Annotated in this window: 20 protein-coding genes; 9 read left to right on the top strand and 11 right to left on the bottom strand. The window is 58.8% G+C overall.

Going from position 1 to position 19934, the window contains the following annotated elements; genetic code table 11:
* Positions 1-8 precede the first annotated feature (8 nt).
* Both P3T17_RS22850 and P3T17_RS22845 read left to right on the top strand, forming a co-directional pair.
* Positions 9-3215 (top strand): efflux RND transporter permease subunit, encoded by a 3207-nt coding sequence (locus P3T17_RS22850; RefSeq protein ID WP_429409008.1) that lies wholly within the window; start codon positions 9-11, stop codon positions 3213-3215.
* Positions 3212-4630: an efflux transporter outer membrane subunit gene (locus tag P3T17_RS22845; protein ID WP_429409007.1), complete on the top strand. Its 1419-nt coding sequence runs from the start codon at positions 3212-3214 to the stop codon at positions 4628-4630. The genes P3T17_RS22850 and P3T17_RS22845 overlap by 4 nt, the downstream gene beginning before the upstream one ends.
* A 118-nt stretch (positions 4631-4748) precedes the next feature.
* Here P3T17_RS22845 and P3T17_RS22840 read toward each other — a convergent pair whose 3' ends face one another.
* Positions 4749-5405, bottom strand: coding sequence for a TetR family transcriptional regulator (locus tag P3T17_RS22840; RefSeq protein WP_429409006.1), 657 nt, complete (start codon positions 5403-5405; stop codon positions 4749-4751).
* 341 nt (positions 5406-5746) lie between these two features.
* On the opposite strand from P3T17_RS22840, the gene P3T17_RS22835 reads away from it, so the two are divergent.
* Positions 5747-7156, top strand: a complete 1410-nt coding sequence (locus P3T17_RS22835; protein WP_429409005.1) for a chloride channel protein — start codon at positions 5747-5749, stop codon at positions 7154-7156.
* Positions 7157-7353: 197 nt separating this feature from the next.
* Positions 7354-7857, top strand: a complete 504-nt coding sequence (gene pal, locus P3T17_RS22830; RefSeq protein WP_429409004.1) for a peptidoglycan-associated lipoprotein Pal — start codon at positions 7354-7356, stop codon at positions 7855-7857.
* A gap of 93 nt (positions 7858-7950) precedes the next feature.
* On the opposite strand, the gene P3T17_RS22825 is transcribed toward pal, so the two are convergent.
* Both P3T17_RS22825 and P3T17_RS22820 read right to left on the bottom strand, forming a co-directional pair.
* A complete protein-coding gene (locus P3T17_RS22825; RefSeq protein ID WP_429409003.1) occupies positions 7951-8205 on the bottom strand; it encodes a hypothetical protein in 255 nt (84 codons plus the stop codon).
* Positions 8206-8291: 86 nt separating this feature from the next.
* The gene (locus P3T17_RS22820) at positions 8292-10160 is read right to left on the bottom strand and encodes a chloride channel protein (RefSeq protein ID WP_429409002.1); all 1869 of its coding nucleotides are present in this window, start codon (positions 10158-10160) and stop codon (positions 8292-8294) included.
* Between the two features lie 727 nt (positions 10161-10887).
* On the opposite strand from P3T17_RS22820, the gene P3T17_RS22815 reads away from it, so the two are divergent.
* A complete protein-coding gene (locus P3T17_RS22815) occupies positions 10888-12045 on the top strand; it encodes a sensor histidine kinase (protein WP_429409001.1) in 1158 nt (385 codons plus the stop codon).
* Between the two features lie 165 nt (positions 12046-12210).
* On the opposite strand, the gene P3T17_RS22810 is transcribed toward P3T17_RS22815, so the two are convergent.
* Complete coding sequence (locus P3T17_RS22810; protein WP_074267759.1) at positions 12211-12645, bottom strand: universal stress protein; 435 nt, start codon at positions 12643-12645, stop codon at positions 12211-12213.
* A 112-nt stretch (positions 12646-12757) separates the two neighbouring features.
* Positions 12758-12943 carry a hypothetical protein gene (locus P3T17_RS22805; RefSeq protein WP_429409000.1) on the bottom strand — a complete coding sequence of 62 codons (186 nt, stop codon included), beginning with the start codon at positions 12941-12943 and terminating at the stop codon, positions 12758-12760.
* 571 nt (positions 12944-13514) lie between these two features.
* Between P3T17_RS22805 and P3T17_RS22800 the strand changes: the two genes are divergently transcribed.
* Entirely contained in the window at positions 13515-13730 is a 216-nt protein-coding gene (locus P3T17_RS22800; RefSeq protein ID WP_429408999.1) for a hypothetical protein, read from the top strand.
* Between the two features lie 36 nt (positions 13731-13766).
* Here P3T17_RS22800 and P3T17_RS22795 read toward each other — a convergent pair whose 3' ends face one another.
* On the bottom strand, positions 13767-14162 hold the full coding sequence (locus tag P3T17_RS22795; protein WP_083611650.1) for a MarR family winged helix-turn-helix transcriptional regulator: 396 nt from the start codon (positions 14160-14162) through the stop codon (positions 13767-13769).
* Positions 14163-14478: 316 nt separating this feature from the next.
* On the opposite strand from P3T17_RS22795, the gene P3T17_RS22790 reads away from it, so the two are divergent.
* Positions 14479-14628 carry a hypothetical protein gene (locus P3T17_RS22790; protein WP_429408998.1) on the top strand — a complete coding sequence of 50 codons (150 nt, stop codon included), beginning with the start codon at positions 14479-14481 and terminating at the stop codon, positions 14626-14628.
* Between the two features lie 118 nt (positions 14629-14746).
* Here the strand turns inward: P3T17_RS22790 and P3T17_RS22785 are convergent, their stop codons facing one another.
* On the bottom strand, positions 14747-15049 hold the full coding sequence (locus P3T17_RS22785; protein WP_074267763.1) for a putative quinol monooxygenase: 303 nt from the start codon (positions 15047-15049) through the stop codon (positions 14747-14749).
* A gap of 373 nt (positions 15050-15422) precedes the next feature.
* The gene (locus P3T17_RS22780; RefSeq protein WP_429408997.1) at positions 15423-16193 is read right to left on the bottom strand and encodes a YkgJ family cysteine cluster protein; all 771 of its coding nucleotides are present in this window, start codon (positions 16191-16193) and stop codon (positions 15423-15425) included.
* A 286-nt stretch (positions 16194-16479) separates the two neighbouring features.
* On the opposite strand from P3T17_RS22780, the gene P3T17_RS22775 reads away from it, so the two are divergent.
* Together P3T17_RS22775 and P3T17_RS22770 are read left to right on the top strand one after the other, a co-directional pair.
* Entirely contained in the window at positions 16480-16869 is a 390-nt protein-coding gene (locus P3T17_RS22775; protein WP_429408996.1) for a thioredoxin family protein, read from the top strand.
* Positions 16869-17597 carry a cytochrome c biogenesis CcdA family protein gene (locus P3T17_RS22770; protein WP_429408995.1) on the top strand — a complete coding sequence of 243 codons (729 nt, stop codon included), beginning with the start codon at positions 16869-16871 and terminating at the stop codon, positions 17595-17597. Before P3T17_RS22775 ends, P3T17_RS22770 begins: the two co-directional genes overlap by 1 nt.
* A 165-nt stretch (positions 17598-17762) precedes the next feature.
* On the opposite strand, the gene P3T17_RS22765 is transcribed toward P3T17_RS22770, so the two are convergent.
* The 3 genes from P3T17_RS22765 to P3T17_RS22755 all read right to left on the bottom strand — a co-directional run bounded on the left by P3T17_RS22765 (position 17763) and on the right by P3T17_RS22755 (position 19634).
* Positions 17763-18539: a molybdopterin-dependent oxidoreductase gene (locus tag P3T17_RS22765; RefSeq protein WP_074267766.1), complete on the bottom strand. Its 777-nt coding sequence runs from the start codon at positions 18537-18539 to the stop codon at positions 17763-17765.
* 15 nt (positions 18540-18554) lie between these two features.
* Entirely contained in the window at positions 18555-19181 is a 627-nt protein-coding gene (locus P3T17_RS22760) for a cytochrome b/b6 domain-containing protein (RefSeq protein WP_429408994.1), read from the bottom strand.
* 201 nt (positions 19182-19382) lie between these two features.
* Positions 19383-19634, bottom strand: coding sequence for a pentapeptide MXKDX repeat protein (locus P3T17_RS22755; RefSeq protein WP_429408993.1), 252 nt, complete (start codon positions 19632-19634; stop codon positions 19383-19385).
* Positions 19635-19934: the final 300 nt, after the last annotated feature.

Raw genomic sequence — 19934 nt, 5'->3', positions numbered from 1 at the left:
AGACTCTCATGGCTGGATTTTTTATCAATCGACCGATCCTCGCGTGGGTCATCGCCATCGTCATCATGATGATAGGCGGGGCTGCCATGACGACACTGCCGGTCGAGCAGTATCCGAGCGTGGCGCCTGTCTCCGTGCAGATCACGGCGACCTATCCGGGTGCCTCCGCTGAAACCGTCGCGACCACTGTCACGCAGGTGATTGAACAGAAGCTGAGCGGTATCGATCATCTGCTGTATATGTCGTCCACCAGCAGTTCAGCCGGACAGGCCACCATCACGCTGACGTTCCAGCAAGGCACCAACGCGGACATCGCCCAGGTGCAGGTGCAGAACAAGGTGGAGCAGGCAACCTCGTCGCTACCCCAGACGGTACAGGATCAAGGCGTGCAGGTCGCGAAGGCGGCCAACGCGTTTCTGATGATCGTTTCGCTGTCTTCGAGCGACGGCAGTGTGAACTCGATCGACCTTGGCAACATCATCGCCACGCAGATCGAGGACCCGCTTACGCAGATCAACGGCGTCGGCGACGTGACGCTTTTCGGCGCGCAGCACGCCATGCGCATCTGGCTCGACCCGGTGAAGTTGCAGGCCGTCGGCTTGACGACCAGCGACGTCACGACAGCCATCACCAATCAGAACGTCCAACTCTCGGTCGGGGAAATCGGCGGCAAGCCGTCCACCACGGCTCAGGCGATCAACGCGACCATTTCGTCCTCGAGCCTCCTCACGACGCCCGCACAGTTCGGCGCCATCCTGTTGCGGGTGAATAGCGACGGCTCGAAAGTGCAGCTCAAGGACGTGGCGCGCGTCGAAGTGGGCGGCGACGACTACAGCACGGATTCGCGTCTGAACGGCAAGCCGGCGGCGTCGCTCGCCATCAAGCTCGCGAGCGGCGCCAACGCGATGAATGTCGCCAAGGCGGTGCGCGCGAAACTGACCGAACTGGGCGCGCAACTGCCACAGAACGTGGTGGTCGATTACCCGTACGACACGACGCCCTTTGTGCGCATCTCCATCGAAGAGGTCTTCAAGACCTTGATCGAAGCGGTGATGCTGGTGTTCGTCGTGATGTACGTGTTCCTGCAAAATCTGCGTGCCACGCTGATTCCGACCATCGTCGTACCGGTTGCGTTACTCGGCACTTTTGGTGTCATGTCGTTGGTCGGCTTTTCGATCAACGTGCTGTCGATGTTCGGGCTGGTGCTGGCCATCGGGCTGCTGGTGGACGATGCCATCGTGGTCGTGGAAAACGTGGAGCGGCTCATCGCAGAGGAGGGGCTTTCGCCAGTTGAAGCGACGCGCAAGGCGATGAAACAGATCACCGGCGCGCTGGTGGGCATTACTACCGTGCTGATTGCGGTATTTATTCCGATGGCGTTTTTCTCGGGTTCGACTGGCGCGATTTACCGGCAGTTCTCGATCACGATTGTCGCGGCCATGCTGCTATCCGTCTTCCTTGCGCTGACGCTTACGCCGGCGCTGTGCGCGACCTTGCTCAAACGTTCGGATGTCGAGCATCACGAGAAGCGCGGTCTCTTGGGGTGGTTCAACCGCGTGCTGATGCGCGGCACTCACCGGTACGACGCGGCGGTGGCACGCGTGATCGGCAGGCCTCTGCGCTATATGGTGATTTACGCGCTGATTGCGGGTGTGGTGGCATTGCTCTTCATGAAACTGCCTTCTTCATATTTGCCGGATGAGGATCAGGGCATCGTTATCACGTCGATCTCGGCGCCCGTCGGCACGCCGGCTTCGGTCACGCTAGACACTATCAAGCAGGTTGAAGCGTATTACCTCGGGCTGCCGCAGGTGGACAAGATCATCTCGATCACGGGCTTCAGCTTCAACGGTTCGGGACAGAACAACGCGCTCGCCTTCGTCAGACTGAAGGACTGGAGTGTACGGCGTGGTGAAATGAATTCAGCGGCGGCGATTATCCAGCGCGCCAACATGCATTTCGCGGCCACCCGCAACGCGCAGATTTTCGCGCTCAATCCGCCGGCCATTCAGGAGCTCGGTACGCAGAGCGGGCTCGACTTCGAACTGGAAGATCGAGCAGGGCAAGGTCACGACAAGCTGATGGCGGCGCGCCAGCAACTGATTGCCCTGGCCGCTAACGACAGCGCGTTGTCCGGTATGCGCCCGGGCGGTCTTGACGATACGCCGCAGTTCAACGTGAATATCGACCGCGAGAAAGCGAGTGCACTCGGCCTTTCGATCGCCGACGTAAATGACACGTTGCAAACGGCGTTCGGCTCCACGTACGTCAACAACTACGTCGATACGGGACGTATCCAGAAGGTCTACGTTCAGGCTGACGCGCCGTACCGGATGATGCCGTCGGACATTGGGCGCTGGTACGTGAGGTCGAGCAGTTCCAGCACGACGACCAGTTCCGGTAGTTCGAGCAGCGCCAGCAGCTCGGGCGATTCCAGCAGCACGACCACGACCAGCTACGACGGTGAGATGGTGCCGTTTTCTGCTTTCGCCACCGGCAAGTGGACCTTCGGACCGCCGCAGATCGAGCGCTTTAACCGCACGCTGGCCATGGAGATCACCGCGCAGACCGGCCCGCACGCGAGCACCGGCCAGGCTATGGCCGCCGTCGACGCGCTCGTGAAGAAGCTGCCGGCCGGCTTTGGCATCGACTGGACCGGGCAGTCGTATCAGGAGCGTATCGCTGGCTCACAGGCAATCTATCTGTACGCGATTTCGGTGATCGTGGTGTTCCTGTGCCTCGCGGGCCTGTACGAAAGCTGGTCCATCCCGATCGCCGTGATTCTGGTCGTACCGCTCGGCGTGCTGGGGGCGGTGCTCGGCGCGCATATACGCGGCCTCTCGGACGATATCTATTTCAAGGTCGGCCTGCTCGCGACCATTGGACTCTCAACCAAGAACGCGATCCTGATCGTCGAATTCGCCAAGGACCTGCAGGCGCAGGGCCACAGCCTGATCGACGCCACGCTCGAAGCCGCGCGCCTGCGCCTGCGACCGATCCTGATGACCTCGCTTGCCTTCGTGTTCGGCGTGCTGCCGCTCGTCATCAGTACGGGGGCGGGATCGGCTAGCCGGCATGCGATCGGCACCGGCGTGATGGGCGGCATGATCGCCGCGACCTTGCTCGCGATCTTCTTCGTGCCGGTGTTCTTCGTCGTCGTACGGCGGCTGTTCGGCGAGCACGGCCATACCCCGAAAAACGAAGGTAATGAATGATGAAACTCAAACTGGCCGCCTGCAGTGTGGCACTGGCGGTTGCCGCGCTTACGGGCTGCACGCTCGATCCGCATTACGAACGGCCCGCTGCTCCGGTTCCGGCCGCCTATCCGCAAGGCGACGCCTACCAGAGTACGACCGCGGCGCAAAAGACGATCGCCGGCGCGCCGCTTGCAACCGATACCGATTGGCATCAGTTTTTTCGCGACCCCCGTCTGCGCCGGCTGATCCAGATCGCCCTCGACAATAACCGTGACCTGCGCGTAGCCGCGCTGAACGTGGCCGAGTATGAGGCGCAATACCGGATCACCCGCGCTGCGCTCGCGCCGACCATTAGCGCGAGCAGCAGCTTGACGCGTGAGCGCGTCGAAGGCGTCACGACGGGTGACAATGAACTGAATGTCGGCACGACGTCGTGGGAGATCGATTTCTTTGGCCGCCTAAGGAGCCTCAAGCGCCAGGCACTGGAGAACTATCTCGCCACCGACGCATCGCGCGAGAGCACACGGATCAGCCTGATCGCAACGGTGGCCACCGACTACCTGACGTGGTTGTCCGACGAGCGGCTCTTGAAGGTGACCGGGGACACGGTCAAAGCGGATCAGGCCACCTACGACGTGACGAAGCGCATCCAGCAACTGGGTAATTCTTCGCTGCTGGATGTGCGGCAGGCGGAGAACACGCTGGCGAGCGCGAAGGCAAGCCTTGCGTCTTACCGGCGTGCGGTGGAGCAGGATCGCAACAACCTGGTTGCGGTGCTCGGCGCGCCGCTTCCGGACGATCTGCCGCCCGAGCCCAAACTGGACGATGCGTTCGACGACGGTTCGATGTTCGCCGACATCGGCGCAGGTGTGCCGTCGATGCTGCTGACGCGTCGTCCGGACATCGTGGAAGCCGAGCATACGTTGAAGGCGGCAAACGCGAACATCGGCGCCGCCCGCGCGGCATTCTTTCCGAAGATCGAACTGACAGCTACTGCCGGGGCGTCGAGTTCGACGCTTTCCAGTCTGTTCAAGGCAGGCAGTGGCGCGTGGGTATTCTCGCCGAGCATCTCCGTGCCAATCTTCGACTACGGCAGCAACAAGGCAACGCTCGATGTCGACAAGATCGAAAAGAATATCGACGTCGCTGATTACGAAAGCACTATCCAGACGGCGTTCAAGGAAGTGGCGAATGCGCTTGCGGCGCGGGCCACGTATGTCGATCAGGTGCAGGCGGACCGCGAGTATGTGGCGTCATCCGAGAGCTACTACACGCTGGCTCAAGGGCGTTACAAGGCGGGTACGGATAGCTTCCTCACGTTCCTCGACGCGCAACGCACGCTTTACACCGCGCAGCAGCAACTGGCGTCGGATAGCTTGTCGCGCCAGTCCAATCTCGTCACGTTATACAAAGTGCTCGGAGGCGGATGGTAGTGAATGGTGCTGCGACCATTAGTTCGGATTTGCGCGATTCCGTTGCGGCAATTCCGACTGGCCCATCCGCCAGATTGGATATTCTGCGCTCACGCGTCAGTAGACGACCAGCATTGACTCATCCGGCTGCATGTCCACTACTGATTGACTTGCTGATGTGGTTGTCTATCACGTCAATGCACAGGAACGCGGCCTCCGCGATCTGATCGATTTCCGCGTCGGTGTTCGTTCGCGGGGACATCGTCAGGCACTTGCGAAGAGACCCGCTCAACGTCCCATGGATGAAGGCGGCCGCCTGCCTCGTGTCGAAATCCGCGGACAGTTGGCCGAGCGCCACCGCACAGCTCAACGCAGCCTCGATCTGTGCTTGGGCGTGGATACCCGCCATGTGAATGCGTTCGCACAACTGCGCTGTCTCCGATGCGCTCTCGCATGCGGTGAACACAATGCCATACAGACTCCGCGTCCGCGCGTTCTGCAACACGTCGCGCAGACACCGATGCAGATCGGTGCGCAACAATCCAAGCGGATCGCCGTCGCTGCTGCATGGTTCGATCGAGAACGGGTCGAGCGGCAGGCTGGAGCTTTCGAGCATCGCATGAAGCACCGACTGTTTGTTCTTGAAGTGGCCGTGCATCGTGCCGCGCGTCATACCGGCCTCCTTCGCGATGTCGTCGAGCGACGTACGTGTCGCGCCTCGCAGAAGAAAGATACGTTCCGCTGCGGCGATGATCTTCGCCCGCGTATCGAAAGCGCGTTGCCTAGCCCTGCTCATACCTTTTGCTCATTCGTTCAGTACATCGTCGCTCGAAAAGACGCACCCGTGATGCGGCTGATTTAATCACCAGTCAATCTTACGGCGATGTCGCGCGCGTTTGATTAGTGAATCTTACTAACCCGGCCATTCCAATTCCTTTTCTTCCGCAGACGTCCTCCAGGTCGCTGACTTTAAAGCGGGTTGTGGGTAACTGCATGCTTGCTGCTTCCGCCAAGGCACCCAGCTGCCATAGATATAGTTTGCGCGGACCATGGTCAACTGCCTTGCAAAATGTCGTCGGCGGGCAAATATGGCACACTGTGCTATATTTCACTTGCTGAAGCGTTTCCGGTGGCCGCATGCATATTCCAGAACTTATCGACAAACGTGCGCTACAACACGCCCGGCGACTATGGCTGCACTACGGTGTCTTCTGGTTGGGCGCCATCGCTACCGGGCTGGTGGCCGTTTTCTACGCGAAGCTGATCGACGTCGGCTATGACACCTTCCTTCGCTACGCGACGCGGTACTGGTGGCTACCGCTTCCCGTCACCCCGGCAATCGGCGCACTGGGTGTGTGGCTCACCAGACGCTACTTTGCTGGCGCCGAAGGCAGCGGCATCCCTCAGGTTATGGCCACACTCCATGACAGCGGCGATCTTGCGCCACGTCTGCTGAGCATCAGGATCCTGATCGGCAAGATCCTGGTGTCGTTCCTCTCGATACTCGGGGGATTCACGATCGGCCGCGAAGGGCCGACGATCCATGTGGGTGCCGCGCTCATGTTCAACCTGAGACGCTTTTATCCACAGCGATTCCGGGCCATCCGGGGCATCGAACTGGAGCGGCGTCTGGCTCTCGCCGGTGCCGCCGCAGGTCTGTCGGCGGCGTTCAATGCGCCGCTCGCGGGAGTCGTGTTTGCCATCGAAGAGTTGACCCGCAGCTTTGAGCAGCGCACGAGTGGCGTGCTGATTACTGCGATCATCTTTGCTGGGGTCGTCTCGCTGGGCCTGCAGGGCAACTACACGTATTTCGGAACGATCGACATCGGCAGTCGCTTCCCCGATCTGCTGGCAGTGGCGGTTGTATTGATTGGCGCTGTGTCGGGCGTTGCCGGTGGCATCTTTTGCTGGCTACTACTGAATACCAATCGCTGGATGCCTGCGTCGGTGGTCACCTGGCGCGCGAACCGGCCGGTGGCATTCGGAGCGGCATGCGGCCTGGTGGTCGCGGTGATCGGTGTCGCATCTGGCGGCCACACGTTCGGTAGCGGCTACGCCGAAGCGCGCGCGATGCTGGAAGGACGTGCGCAACTAAGCGCTGCGTACCCGGTCGTCAAAATGGTTTCGATGGTCGGATCGTATCTGCCAGGCGCGCCCGGCGGCCTGTTTGCGCCGTCGCTCGCAATTGGCGCCGGTATCGGGAATGCGTTACACCTGCTGTTTGGCCAGATGCAGTTGCCCATGCTGATCGCCCTTGGCATGGTGGGCTATCTGGCAGCGGTTACCCAAAGCCCCATTACCGCTTTCGTGATCGTGATCGAGATGATCAACGGCCATGCGCTTGTCATCTCCCTCATGGCCACGGCGTTGATCGCCAGCCAGATATCGAAACTGTTTGCGCCTGCACTTTACGAAGCGTTGTCTGAACGTTACAGCAGGCTCGATGTGGTGCCGGATGTCGTACCACCCAGCGCTACCGGGGAAAGTTCATCGCAGGGGGATCCGACTGACGATCCGCGCACGGCACAAGCCGCAGAACGCCTGTGACAGGTCAGCCAGGTTGGGAGGACGGAAATGCGCGCCCAGCTCTCCGTGCGGCCACCCTAACGGATTTGAAAACATGACTCTCCGTCATTTGTATTAATCGCCCATCGCTGTTCGCGAGGTTAACCAACCTACGCTCTGGAGCGATCACGGTAATCATAAAGAGGCGCGATCGCGCCTTCGGTCAGAGGAGACCTACCATGACCAGGACTGGATTTTTCGCTGCCACGCTCATTGCGATCACGCTCGCCGCGTGTCATTCGGGTGTCAGGGTGGAGCCGCAAAGCGGTGCCACCCAGGGCAGCTCCACCGCCAGCCAGCCGGCAAACGTGGCGCCCATAACGGCCGATGAACTCAACAATCCTAATAGCCCGCTCGCGAAGCGAAGCATCTATTTCGACTTCGACAGCTATATCGTCAAAAGCGACTATCAACCGCTGCTTGAGGCCCACGCGAAATATCTGATGGCTCACCCGAACCGGCATGTTCTGATTCAGGGCAACACCGATGAGCGCGGAACGAGCGAATACAATCTCGCGCTGGGTGAAAAACGCTCGGAAGCAGTACTCCATGATCTTGAGACCCTTGGCGTACCCGACTCACAGCTGGAAGCGGTTAGCCTGGGGAAAGAAAAGCCGCTCGCTTTGGGCCACGATGAGGCATCGTGGGCACAGAACCGGCGCGCAGACCTCGTCTACCGGTGAGACCGCGTGGCCCGAAGAAAGCTGGATGTCCCGTTGTCAACGCCGCTAGCGAATTTGCCGGGGTCCTGGCTCAGTGTTCCGCGGCCCCGATGCTCAAAGACCAAGAAAATAGGTCTGCACGTCCATTTCTTCGGCCCAGATCTGCACATCCAGCATCTCGCTGAATTCGACCGGCACGTCGTGGTACATGCAACAGAACCCCTGCGCCGTGCGGTAGACAATGACCCAATCGGGCGTGGGTGTCTCTCTCGCCGCCCATCTGTTACCTAAGACGCCCATCCATGCATCGAGGTGCAATGCCTTGCTGATGCGCTTTCGTGCGGCATCCAGTTCATTCGTCAGTTTCACTTGTCGCTCCTTCGCAGCAAGCCCGCCCCGAACCTTGCCAACGTCGACGGCTTGCCCCAACCACTCGGTAGCCGCTACCAGTTCGCCTAGCCGGGAAATATCCTGATGCTGCTCGCCACAGCGTCGGCGATGTGTTCCTTCGCGATAATTCCGAGCACGCGGTCGGGTCCGTGACCCTCGTGCCGCCCCACCACCACCGCCATCATCGCGTGCTGTTTCCACAATCGTGTGATCACGCCAAAGGCTACTTCGTTTTCTCGCACGACGATGAAATTGCGCTGCGCCAGTGCCCCGAGCGAGATATCCGAATCGCTCTCGCTGACCGCACGCCGCAAGCCCGTATTGATACGCAGCACACCAAATATTTCATGCTCGCGCGTGACCACGACGTGGCGAAATGCAGGGCCTTCGGATCGAGCCAGCAGGACACGAAAGGGCACCTGAGCATCAAGCACGAAAACGTCCGTTTCCATCACCTGACCCGCGCTTTGCACGAGAAACATGTTGGCGTGCATGGCATTCGGAATCGGATGACCGCGCCGCACCAGCTTGAGCGTATAGATGCTCTCCTGCGACAGTAGCCGACGTGCCCCAAGGCTAAACGCTACCGCAAGAATCATCGGTAGCACGATGTCATAGTCACGCGTCATTTCGAAGATCATCGCCACAGCGGTCATCGCGGCGCCCGTGCCGCCGCCGACCATTGCGCCCATGCCCACCATCGCAAACGCAGGTGCGCTGACCGGCGCCCCAGGCATGACCATCTGTACGACGGACGCGAAAGCTGCCCCGAGTGTGGCACCGATAAACAGCGACGGAGAAAACACACCGCCCGAAGAGCCCGACCCGAGGCTGACGGAAGTAGCCAGCGTCTTGCATACCGCGAGCATCAGCAGAAAGGCGCCGCCCTGCAACTGACCGTAGAGCGTGGCCTGAATCGTCGCGTAGCCGACGCCCTCCACGTAATAGTGACCCGCAAAGCGGAATAGCAGGTACATTGTCACGCCAACCATCAGCATCCCGCATGCGTGCCGTTGATAACGCCCGGGTATGAGGTCAAAGGCGTCCTCGGCCCAGTGCAACGCACGAATCAGCAACGCTGCCGCGGCCCCTGTTACCGCGCCGAGCAACGCGTAAAGAAGCAGGGTCAATGCGCTGCCAGGCTGATTCGGAATGGCACCGAGCTGCGCGGGTACGAAGAAGGCAGGGGCGGCGCCGAAGAACAGCCGGCCCAGAAACGTCGCCGTGCCGGTCGCGATTGCCACCGGCAAAAATGTATTGACGCTGATTTCCGGCATCATCAGCTCAGTGGCGAACAGAACGCCACCGATCGGCGTGTTGAAGGTTGCCGCAATGCCTGCCCCAGCTCCCGCTGCGACCAGCGTAATGCGCTGCCCTGCGCTCATACGCACGACCTGTCCTAGCGTCGAGCCGAGCGCCGAGCCGATCTGGATAATGGGTCCCTCGCGCCCCACCGCGGCCCCGGAACCAATCGCGAGAGCGGACGCAATCGACTTCACGACCGCCACAACCGGGCGGATCACGCCACGCTTGTAGTAGATCGCATCCATCACTTCCGGTACGCCGTGCCCTTTGGCTTCCGGAGCAAACGTGCTGACGATCCACGTGACCACCAGACCGCCCAGTACGGGTACAAGAATCACGAGCGCGCCCCACGGCGAGGCGGCCGTAAAGTGACTCGCGTCATACGCGAACGAGAGACGGCCGAGAAAGAACGCGTTGTGTACGAGTCCAATCAGGGCGCGAAATGCAACGGCCCCGAACCCTGTAACGATGCCGACCACGAACGCAAGACAGCAGAGCCAGCGCAACGCGACCGGCTCGATAGCATCGTCGTCTGGATGGGTGACCGCGCGCGGCTGAAGCGGAGCCACCTTGACGTGGCGCGGCTCGCTTTTCGCTGCCTGATCGGCCTGATCGGAGTCGCCCGGCATCGTATGGTGTCCTCACAGGACTACGGGTTTGTTCGCTGGCTCACTCGCGCGAGGCCCCTGGTTGCCTCACGCGTCGGTCCACGCATAACAACATGGTAGTACACGGCGTACAGCACGAACACGATCGCGACCATCGAAAAGGAGGCTGTTGGTCCTGAATCAAAGTCCAATCCCCTGATGCTACGGTCGACATTGGCTATATGTCACCTCATGATCTACCATACTGTTTCGTCGGCTAAATTTCCACATTCTTTCAAGTGAGAAAGCTTTTTGGCACGGTATGCGCAAGGCACCAGTCGGCACGCCGGCGGTGACAGGTTTAAATGGCCGTGGCGCGAAAATTCGAAGTGACCGGCAGCGTGACTTTGTTCTCGGTGAGGACACGAGACCCTGCTGCACACAACGGTTGATGTTCATTGAACAAACGGGCGACCTGCAACTCGCCAGGCCCGTTCCGCCCAGCTCCGTTTAAGCCCGGCCAGCCGCAGATGGATCAACCCCGTCCCCAGCTTGATTGTTACGCATTGTCGATCTGCCGCAGAGACGTCCACATTTGCTGTCGAACTACCTGTCACCGCTGTCTCGCACCATTCAGCGCCTTTGCAACAGCTAATTCTGTTCTAAGTTTTGTGGTCCAGGCTCAGATGACGGTTGCAGCCCAGGCGTCGCAACCGTAGTCGCAAAACGCGATGGAGACAGATCGGAACCGCCGGTACAGGAGTTCGCTATGTATGGAAGATTCGCTGCGAATTCTCTGAGCCGGCGTCTTTGCTTTTGGCTACTCTGCACATTGCTCACCGTCGGTTGTGCGGGAATAGCCGGAACCGTCCTGGTTGCTCGCAAGTTCGAAACTAGCGTCAGCCAATCCGCCGGGGCTGCTGCGCCGCAGAACGCGGGAGAGGTCGTAGATACAGCACGCGGGTCAGATATCGCAAGCAGTGGAAACAATGAGAAGGGCGGTGGATTGCCGCTGGACTGCGTCGCACCAATTGCCATGTCCCTGCTGCTCCTGGCGCTCGCAAATGTCCTGATAGTGTGCCGATGTCTGCGCCCGCTGGATCAGTTGCAGCACCTTGTCGCTTCGCTTGATCCTGAACGACCAAAACCGCTTGAAGCGGGAGATGCGCCGCTCGAGTTAAAGCCCATCGTCGATACCATCAATGGTTTGGCTATGCGGCTTTCATCGCGCAGCGAAGTGGACAGGCGATTTACGCGAAATGCGGCCCACCTGCTGCGCACTCCGATTGCGGCCGTCAGCGTTCAGGTTGCCAATCTGAACAACGCGCCGAGCGGGCAGCATGAAGAGCGCCTGGCCGAGTTGCAGCAAGGCGTCGAGCGATTGACGTCACTTGCCTCACAACTCCTCGATCTCGCGAACGCGGATGGGGAAGCACCCCGCGATATTGTTACCAACGTTGCGCTGAGCCGGGTTGTCCATGACGTCGTCGCGAACCTTTTCTCGTTCGCCATTCAACGCGACGTGGACCTCGGCGCGGGTCGAATACAGGAAGTGAAAGTTCGTGCGTCAGAGGCAGATCTCAGGATCCTGCTGAGAAACGTCGTCGATAACGCGATCCGTTACAGCGGTGCAGGTGCACACGTCGATATCACAGTATCGTGCATAGACAACGTTGCGGTCATTCTGGTCATCGACGACGGGCACGGCATGACTGCGCAGCAAATTGATCAGGTGTTTGAAAGATTTCAGCGCGATGAAACGCACCGAGGCAACGGGAGCGGACTTGGTCTTCCAATCGCGCGGGCCCTGGCCAGGCGCTATGGTGGAACAGTCGAACTGGAGACCCGTTCGCCCCGGGCGACTGGCATGATAGTACGAATTGAAATTCCCGCAATACCTGACCGCGAAGATCAAGACGATGTGTAGAGCACGCCAGGACTGAACGTGACGCAAGCGGGTTTTTCATTGTGCTTCAGCGTGCAGTGAACAAACAGAACCATACCGGTTCAAGAGGCTTCTTCAGAAACAGGCCCGGCGTTTGCCATAGCGACGTTCTGGACCAGCCTTGAACGAGTAGATGGATGCCTCCGGCTAATCGCACACTTCGAACAGAACGCCGCAGGACACACGATTGAGCAACGAAGTATGGTTCTCCCCGGTCCACCAGCGTGCGAAGAAGCCTTCGGGATGGTGACCAATAACGATCAGATCAACTTTCAGTGAGTTCGCGAGACGTGCGATTTCTTCAACGACGCTCCCAACAGCAAAATGCCCTGTCGCCGTGACACCCCAGGCATGAAGCTTCTCGATTCCTTCCTGGAGTATCTCTTTTGCCGTGCCTTCGTCAATGTCGGGCTTCACCGTAGAAAAGAAATCATAACCACCTGAACACCACGAGAAACTTAGAATCGCGAGCAGATGGGTTTCGGCCTGCAGTTGCCGCGCAAGTGCCGAGCCGCAGCGTAGCGCCAGCCTCCCTTCGGGGGTGCCGTCATAACAAAGAAGAATCCGGTTAAACGGAGCCATTATCCAGATCACCTCCAACGACCCGCCGGAGATCGTCACCCATGCGGATCCGTTGTCACCGCACAGGTATCGCCGGTACGTTCGCGACCAGCAGCTACCCACGCCGGGCGAGCTAGCCGAAGACTGTAACCGCCTCGATCAGCGCCAGGCCTAATAGCGTGCCTAGCGCCGCACTCCGCAGCTTCGGATGCCATCGTTCGATACGCAGCGCTGTAAGCAGGCTGTCGGTGAAAATGATCCCGAGAAGTGCAAAAGTCACGAGCAGATAGCTGATCCCGAAGTCGCTGTTAATGAACACGATGTCCTCCCGAAATCCACCCTTCAATTCTATGTCACGCCGTGACACATGCAAGATTCCATGAGCGATATGGCTCAAATTCAGAGGGCGAGTCCCATTTTTCACACCGCCTCAACCTCGCGGGTTTGTCCCTATGTCATCTTTAAGTTTCGCTTAAGCCCTTCACTCTAGATTCGAGCAGGTGGTAGCGGCTCATGGCATCGTCGTCTGGCAGTATGTCCGAAGAAGCCTATGTGCCTTGATATTCGAATGCGGCAAGTCCGAATATGCTTGCGGGCGGGAACTGAACCTTGAGAGCACGGCCTCGCGTGCTCGTTGCAACTGGACTGCTAGAGGTGGCCAGACAGCCCTATTCCCTGTACCGGGGCTGACTTTGAGGATCCGGACGTAAGGCCGGATCCGTTTTTTTTATGCTGGGTGACACGGTGCCTGACGCGTCGCGACAATCACACCTCCACGTCACCGTCCCGTTCGTCCATTCCGAGTTTTACGAGTGTTCGACATCGGACTTCCTCCTTCCCCGCAGCGATGCGAACAAACTCCGTCTATACGATAGTTGTCGAGGTATGGAATGAAGAGACTGCTCAGTCCGCACGAGATTGCGATGCTGTTTGTGTTACTCACTTCGCCAACCGCGGTCGAACTTTCGGACCCCGACGTGGCAGGCCTCCAGCGGGAACATCTGGTCGAACTGGTCACGACAACGATTGATGCCGCCGAGTTCAAGCTGACGTCGGAAGGCGCGGAACTGATCAGGCGGTTTGGATCGATGAGGGACGATGGCTAGCCTGGCAATATCGACGGAGTGCGGATCCGCGGATCTTCAGTCTTCTCCAGTCGTCTGGTTGAACGCCCAACCGAATGCTTCGATCTCCGGTTTGTGCTTAGACGCGAGCCGAGCGAGACATTGTGCCCCTTTGGCCGTCAGGTGCACTTCAACCTGACGCCCGTCTGCCCTGCTGGCACGACGCAATACAAGCCCGTTGGCCTCGCAGCGCGACACGAGCGCGACGGTACCATTCGGCGCTGCCTGAAGCCGCTCCGCCAGTTCTCCGACCGTGGCCCAGTCACGTCCCGGGAAACCGCGGACATGCAGCATCAGTTGATACTGCAGAGGCGTGACACCTTCGGCATGTGTCACCTCCTCCGAGAAGCGAAGAAACCGACGCAATCGATAGCGGAAAAGTGACATCGCTTCGAGGTCTTCCTTATCCGGCATACTCTGTGGATCTACTGGTTTCCTGTATGTCGCCATTCTGTAGGTTCCCGTAATCGGAATGGGCTGGTTGATCCGACATCATACCCACGATCTCCCCGCGCATGCACACACGCGTTTCAACCGCCCCGCGATCTGGGCGCCGAAATGGCTGCTAACAATACGGCGGCATCAGCGTATTTTTACAGATATAGATCGTGAATCACCGAGCAGAATTATATTCGTTGTGGTGACTCTATACGTTGTACTTAGCATCAGTTTCAAGCGATAGCGTTCTCGGGTCGCGGGCACCATGAGCGTGGCGACGAGCAGTATGGTAATGAATGGTAGTGAGAGTGCGAACCACGCCAGTCTGATGGGTGCGGCGGGCACCGCCATCCCCACCCAGGTCAAATGGATCGGCCAGCCGTCGGGCGAAGGGGTCGCCGTCAAATGGACAGGGCAGAGCGCTACCCGGCCATTCCTTTGAACGGTGCGTTTGCACTCTCTGTATCTAACAGACACCGGTATGCCAGCGTTCAAACAGGTCGCTGGCTACACCGTGCGTTTCGACTCTCAAACCCTTAGCACACTAGAATTTCTAAGGCTTACCCAGGCAGCTTGTCGGCCAGCACGTCGGCTCGCCGTATCGACGGAGGATTGGTCAGCAGTTCGTCTGCGCGTCCTAACAACGCCTCAGCAACACGACCGTTAAGATGCGCTTCCCGACCGGCCTCGTCGCCGAAGGCATCGAATATTCCAAAAGTATCTGTATCGAACCGCACGGCGAACCATGCCGTTGTTGCCGGCTCCTGTAGCACCAGAGCCTGCGCACTGGCGAGAAAAGCTGCCACTACGTCCTCTTTGCCCGGCTTGGCTTTTATTTCCACGAATAACGCAACATTTGTCATAGCTATGCTCCTGATCAATCGTTTGCGCCGTCGGTGCGGCGATGGAATCCGATACGTCTGCGTAATGTGGTACCGGTCAATGCCCCAGCATACGAGGCAGTCTATACGTGAATTCGGTGGTCGGCTGTAACGGATTACATCGATGGGAAAATATTCTCTTCGGTCATGCTTCAGGCGTTAATAGTTTCGGGGCCGGCCTGTCCGGGCGCCTGGAGTCTGACGGTACAAAGACTTCCGAACAATACGATCCATGTGATGTTGCAGCAAGAAGCAAGTCGCCAGCGTTTCCGGCTCAGCGTCTGGGCGCACACCGCCGGATTTGGTTCATCGGCGTGGCCTTCAAAGACCGTGGCCCGAGTCCGGAACTGATATGCTAGTTCGCTTCAAGGAGCGGAATGTAACCCTCAGTCGGCAATAGAGCAGTGTGCATTTCCGAACGTGCGCCCACCGAATTGAGGGTGTTGACTGTCGAGCGTCGATTTGACAGGATGCGCCATGGCACCGCTCGTGTAGGTGAGGCCGGATCCAACGCTCTGTATAACTCGTCGAGCATTGCACGAGGAGGGAGCGTGTACGTCACAAATCCCTCATTGGCCAAAGATGCGGTATGAAAACCAGCGTTGCCACACAGACGCTCTTTCACAGGAACATCGTGGATGGCTACGTCACGCGAGTTCCGGATCAGGTCCGCCGTGATGGAATCCACAATTTGACCGCCTTTGATAAATGAGGGCTTGTCGGCGGCCCAGGCCTCCGGCGGGCAAGCCTTGTGTGTTGGCATCAGTTCAATGAAAGGATTGATTTCAGCCGGATAGATTCTGCACACATTTGGCCTTGCCTCGTATCCGCCGCATCGCATATCCGGTTGCAGGTGCGGGCAGGCGCCATCGAAGGCGGCAACGACTGTCACCAGCACGCGGATTGCAAGTTCACCGCTTTCGGCGGCAAAAGAGCGGATTCGCCTGTGTTTCACCTGACCATCATCCGTCGATGGCTCAACGGGCCAAGGCATCGCTTCGCAAAACACCTGGACGTCTCCCCCTCGTTCTAGCCAGCGTATGGCTTCGTGAACGCTGAGGGGCAGACGAAGGTTATGACAACAATCGCCGCACATCGTGCATGCGAAACTTATATCCATGGCCATATCGATCTCGGGGTTCAGAAAGCGAAATACAGGTACACACAAAGGGAAACGAAAGACAGCCCAACCGCGGTTGCAATCGATCTTTTGCTAGTTCGATCTGAAACCCGTTTCGGTTACATCCGAACGTGAAAATAGCCTCCGCTTCACCGGACGCGTCTGGGTTCGTCGAGATCTACGAACAGGGGCAACGGATTTGAGCCGCGCTGTAACCGATGTTGCCAAATATCCGAACTAGGATGGGGTACCGACTTTTTCCCTCTCTCCCAACCACCAAAGGGGCCTAATCATGAACCGATTGCGATTCGTTAAACATATCGTGGGCGCAGCGCTCCTGGCCGTATCAGCCACTGCATTCGCGGGCGAGATGGCCTTTACTCAGGCAAGCTTCGATCAGACGGTCTCAGCGGGGCTGCCTGCCGTCGTGTACCTGCATGCGAGTTGGTGTCCCACTTGCCGGGTTCAACAGCCGATCGTCGACCGTCTTTCTGTCGACCCCAAGCTGAAGGCGGTGACGGTTTTCATAGCTGACTTCGATTCGGAAACTAAACTGAAAAGAGTACTGAAGGTGACTCAGCAGTCGACCTTCGTCGTCTTCAAGAACGGCCACGAAGTGGCGCGTTCGACAGGGCAAACCCAGGAGGCTGCAATCCGGGCCGTGTTTGAAAAGGCGCTGTGATGCAATTCGCCATCGCAACGTACGGATTGGGTTTCGTCGCGGGGGCGGCATCGGTACTGTCCCCCTGTGTGCTCCCGCTACTGCCAATACTCGCGACGTCAGCGTTGGCTAAACATCGCTTCGGCATCGTCGCGTTGGCAGGGGGGCTGGCTATTTCGTTTGCGGGTGTTGGCATATTTCTCGCCACTCTAGGAGCGTCAGTCGGGCTGGACCCTGAGGTTCTTCGACGCGGCGCTGCGGGCGTGATGGTGTTTTTCGGCCTCGTCATGTTATCGGGCACCCTTCAAAGGGCTTTCTCCCGGCTGAGCGCCGTCATCGGTGTGAAGGGCCAGCAGGCGCTCGACGATGTGAAAGGAAACGGACTGCTCGGGCAGATGATGGTGGGATTGCTGCTCGGAGTCGTTTGGACCCCCTGTGTCGGGCCAACTTTGGGTGCGGCGACTTCGCTGGCGGCACAAGGTCAGGACCTCGGACACATCGCCATCCTGATGGCGCTGTTTGGCTTGGGTGCGGCATTGCCGCTGGTTTTGCTCGGAACGATCTCGAGAGTTTCGCTCATGAAGATGCGGGGCACACTCGCCACGTGGGGTAGTACGGTCCGCTGGACGCTCGGTACGCTCTTCGTGGTGATGGGGATGATCGTCATCACTGGCTTCGACCGTCAACTGGAAACCCTTCTCCTGTCCGCCAGTCCGGCGTGGCTAACCGCGCTGACAACATCGATATGATCGGGTTGGCAGCATCGGGGGGCAGGCGGACGTAGACTCAGCTGCCGCTTAGGGGTGCCATGGCATCTGACGCTGGCAGGCTGGTTGCTATTGCAGGTGAAACACCGCCGCGTGTTCCTACAACAGGTCGGCGCGGACGGCCGTCTTCGTACGGGCTTGCGAGGCTCACGATCCACCAAACCAGTTATAGCCTTGATCGACCCAATAGCCGCCCGGAAACGTGTTGGTTACGAAAATTTCCATGATGTGCTTGGGATTCTTGTAGCCGAGTTTCGTGGGCATTCTGAGTTTCATCGGATAACCGTATTTTGCAGGCAATTGCTGACCGTCATACGTAAAGGTCAACAGCGTCTGCGGATGAAGCGCCGTTGGCATATCGATGCTTTCGTAGTAATCGTCAGCGCATTTGAAGCCGATGTATTTCGCCGATGTGTCCGCACCGACGCGCTTGAGAAATTCCGAGAACGGCGTGCCGCCCCATCGGCCGATGGCGCTCCACCCTTCGACGCAGATATGCCGCGTAATCTGTTCGGCCTTCGGCAGTGCGTAAAGATCGGCAAGAGTCCAGTCCCGCCTGTCCTGCACGAGACCGCTCACTTTCAGGCGGAAATCGCTGCCATCGACCTGCGGCACATCGTCGATGCCATAGAACGCATTGAACGGGAACGGGCGTGTGATCTGTGCTTCGGTGTAGGTCGGCGCGAGACGGCTTGGATCGAACAGCCAGCCCTGCACGCTATCGTTCATTCTCGACACGCGCGATAAAAACGTCTCAACCGACTTGTCGTCCGATAGGCTGCATCCGGTCAGCATCGCAAGGCCGCCGAGCGTGATAATGCGCTTGCCGAACAGTCGCCGTGACGGCATATCGAGGTTACGACGCACGTCGATACTGAGCGACTCGTGATCGACGCTCCAGGAGGAAGGTTTGAATAGCTTCATAATGGAATACCTCGGCTAGTGGCCACGAATCATCGTAAGCAGCGAACGCGGCACAAGAGCGACCATTGTCAGATGGACGACGATAAATCCGGCCAGCAGTGACATCGCGCAGAAGTGAACGACGCGCGCGCGGTCATATCCGCCCATCAATTCGCGCAGCAACGGAAACTGCACCGATTTCCAGATCGCGAGACCGGATATGATCAAGACGGCGATGTCGAGCATCACGAACAGGTACGCGAACTTCTGCACCGCGTTGTAATGGCTCGGGTCCGCGTGCGACAAACGACCTTTCAGCGCTTCGCCGAGGTCGTGCAAGATCGCGCGAGGCGAAAGAGGGAAAAACTTCGACATGAACCGTCCGGTGACGAGGTTCATGGCCAGATAGAAGAGGGCATTGAAGAACAGCAGCCACATCGCCGCGAAGTGCCATTGCAGCGCACCTCCAAGCCAGCCGCCGAGCGTGATGCCGGGCGGAATCATAAAGTTCTGAAACACCGGCGACGCGTCGTAGATTCGCCAGCCCGACAGCATCATTAGCACCGCAGCCAGCGCGTTGAGCCAGTGCGTGATCCGTACCCACGCGGGTTGAATCGTGCGCGCCGCGTCGTGCGATGCACGGGGCTTAAGGATTGCATTCATGTCGAATCTCCGGGATTGGCGTCGATGCGGGAGAAAACTTCGTTTGCTTCATGATGGTGCACGCTGGGAGTTCCCTGAAATCAACGCCGCGGCGACAGACAGAAATGATGTTACCCGCATGACTGACTCCCGCTGGATAAGCGAAGCGGCATGACGATCCGGCGGTGCGTTCCCGGCATGCCGGGAACGCACCTTGAGCACTTATTTGCTCATCGCGTCGTCTTTCTTCATCGCGTCGGGTTTCATCGTGCTGCCGTCCTTGCTCATCGAATCTTTGGCCATTGCGTCCTTGCCCATTGAGTCTTTGGACATCGAACCTTTGGCCATCGAGTCTTTGCTCATCGCGTCTTTCGACATCGAATCATTGGACATGGCGCCGCTCGCCTGTGCGAACGCCGAACCACCGCTGACGAGCAACGCTGCGGCGAATGCTGCGATTGCAATACTTTTCATGACGACTCCTTGGATATTGTTGACCGGGCCGGTGCGGCCAATGCGGCGTATGCGGCCCATGTGTGTATCGGGTGAACCTGCTGTCCAGCAACTACCGATGCGTTATCCTCGCGCATCTGTAAGGTAGTTCGTCACGTGGCCCGATACGGTTACAGCAGGCAAAAAATTTTTTCTTACGCGGATCAAAATGGGACGCGCGGCGCGTCCGTGTTAAGGCAGAGCGGGAGTCAAACCTGGCGGCGCTTTGCGGGCAACCGTTGGAATCGGCTGCCTTCCGCCAGTTCGGGCTTTCCGTGCATT

This window comes from Paraburkholderia sp. GAS82 (assembly GCF_050436285.1).
GTDB classification, from domain to species: domain Bacteria; phylum Pseudomonadota; class Gammaproteobacteria; order Burkholderiales; family Burkholderiaceae; genus Paraburkholderia; species Paraburkholderia phenazinium_B.
The sequence above is the reverse complement of the archived record's forward strand: the minus strand, read 5'-3'. Positions and strand labels throughout refer to the sequence as shown.

Coding starts and splice junctions, on each gene's coding strand:
- P3T17_RS22785 (WP_074267763.1), bottom strand. CDS start 15,049: ATGACAAATGTTGCGTTATTCGTGGAAATAAAAGCCAAGCCGGGCAAA.
- P3T17_RS22815 (WP_429409001.1), top strand. CDS start 10,888: ATGTATGGAAGATTCGCTGCGAATTCTCTGAGCCGGCGTCTTTGCTTT.
- P3T17_RS22760 (WP_429408994.1), bottom strand. CDS start 19,181: ATGAATGCAATCCTTAAGCCCCGTGCATCGCACGACGCGGCGCGCACG.
- P3T17_RS22780 (WP_429408997.1), bottom strand. CDS start 16,193: ATGGCCATGGATATAAGTTTCGCATGCACGATGTGCGGCGATTGTTGT.
- pal (WP_429409004.1), top strand. CDS start 7,354: ATGACCAGGACTGGATTTTTCGCTGCCACGCTCATTGCGATCACGCTC.
- P3T17_RS22755 (WP_429408993.1), bottom strand. CDS start 19,634: ATGAAAAGTATTGCAATCGCAGCATTCGCCGCAGCGTTGCTCGTCAGC.
- P3T17_RS22850 (WP_429409008.1), top strand. CDS start 9: ATGGCTGGATTTTTTATCAATCGACCGATCCTCGCGTGGGTCATCGCC.
- P3T17_RS22840 (WP_429409006.1), bottom strand. CDS start 5,405: ATGAGCAGGGCTAGGCAACGCGCTTTCGATACGCGGGCGAAGATCATC.
- P3T17_RS22795 (WP_083611650.1), bottom strand. CDS start 14,162: ATGCCGGATAAGGAAGACCTCGAAGCGATGTCACTTTTCCGCTATCGA.
- P3T17_RS22820 (WP_429409002.1), bottom strand. CDS start 10,160: ATGCCGGGCGACTCCGATCAGGCCGATCAGGCAGCGAAAAGCGAGCCG.
- P3T17_RS22775 (WP_429408996.1), top strand. CDS start 16,480: ATGAACCGATTGCGATTCGTTAAACATATCGTGGGCGCAGCGCTCCTG.
- P3T17_RS22845 (WP_429409007.1), top strand. CDS start 3,212: ATGATGAAACTCAAACTGGCCGCCTGCAGTGTGGCACTGGCGGTTGCC.
- P3T17_RS22790 (WP_429408998.1), top strand. CDS start 14,479: ATGAATGGTAGTGAGAGTGCGAACCACGCCAGTCTGATGGGTGCGGCG.
- P3T17_RS22800 (WP_429408999.1), top strand. CDS start 13,515: ATGAAGAGACTGCTCAGTCCGCACGAGATTGCGATGCTGTTTGTGTTA.
- P3T17_RS22835 (WP_429409005.1), top strand. CDS start 5,747: ATGCATATTCCAGAACTTATCGACAAACGTGCGCTACAACACGCCCGG.
- P3T17_RS22765 (WP_074267766.1), bottom strand. CDS start 18,539: ATGAAGCTATTCAAACCTTCCTCCTGGAGCGTCGATCACGAGTCGCTC.
- P3T17_RS22770 (WP_429408995.1), top strand. CDS start 16,869: ATGCAATTCGCCATCGCAACGTACGGATTGGGTTTCGTCGCGGGGGCG.
- P3T17_RS22810 (WP_074267759.1), bottom strand. CDS start 12,645: ATGGCTCCGTTTAACCGGATTCTTCTTTGTTATGACGGCACCCCCGAA.